This window comes from Paludibacter sp. 221, from assembly GCF_010501035.1.
Taxonomy (GTDB): Bacteria; Bacteroidota; Bacteroidia; order Bacteroidales; family Paludibacteraceae; genus QVMH01.
The window spans coordinates 1-935 of record NZ_QVMH01000100.1 but is presented as its reverse complement, the minus strand read 5'-3'; the positions used below and the strand labels follow the sequence as shown (position 1 = coordinate 935).

Annotated in this window: 2 protein-coding genes; both read left to right on the top strand. The window is 45.7% G+C overall.

The window, feature by feature from the left end; translation table 11 throughout:
- The coding region (locus tag D0T49_RS12905; protein ID WP_203583488.1) for a hypothetical protein at positions 1-599 on the top strand (599 nt) is incomplete at its 5' end.
- A 53-nt stretch (positions 600-652) separates the two neighbouring features.
- Positions 653-935: hypothetical protein (locus D0T49_RS12900; RefSeq protein ID WP_203583487.1), on the top strand; the 283-nt coding region annotated here is incomplete at its 3' end.

The following is a 935-nucleotide window of genomic DNA, read 5'->3' as shown; positions in this document are numbered from 1 at the left end:
ACGTAGCGGGTATGATAGTGTATAACACTCCCGGTAACGCAGAAGCTCCGGCAGGTCTGTATTACAATAACGGTAGCGCTTGGGTTCGCCTTGTGTTGCCTAGTGAGGTAACTGCCGTTTCGGGCGACGACGGTGTAAGCGCAACAACTTCGGGTGCAACAACTACCGTAAGCCTGACCGACTTAGGCGTAACCACCGGCAAACTTGCCAACGCATCAGTTACTGCCGACAAACTGCACCAGATGGGTGCTACCAATGGACAAACCCTCACATGGGATGGTACAGCACAAAAATGGGTTCCCGGTTCACCAACCAAAAAAATAGTTTCGGTAAAAGACGCGGCCTATACCGTACAGGCCGACGACGATGTAGTGATTACCGAACACAGCGCTTCGGTAAACATCACTATGCCGGTCTTAACAGCCGCTCACGATGGCAAAGTGGTTTATATCATGAATAATAATTCGGGTGGTTCAGGTAATAACTTCGACAATGATCCCAAATGGATTTTCGGTCAAGGTACCAGTATGACTCCCGGTCGTGGTGCATTGTTTATTTGGGACAATACAGGCAGCAGATGGATAAGCGTTTCCAAATAAAAACCGGCATATACACCGGCAATAGATGACAGACAATTAAAAACACAAACAAGATGAAAAAAATAATATTATTAAGCATAACACTATTTGTAACAATACTGAGCACGCATGCGCAGCTCCTGAGCAACGGTACCGTTCAGAACGGTATTCCCAACTCAAATGCATTTATCGATGGCAGTACCAATTTTTCCTTAGCAGCAGGCGTGGATAACAACATAGGTAAAGGACTGGTTATCCCAAGTGTAGACTTGACCACCTTCGAATTTACCGATGTAAAAGACGGCTTTGCCGACGGTATTACTTTCCCTACCTATTTCGATGGTATGATAGTATATA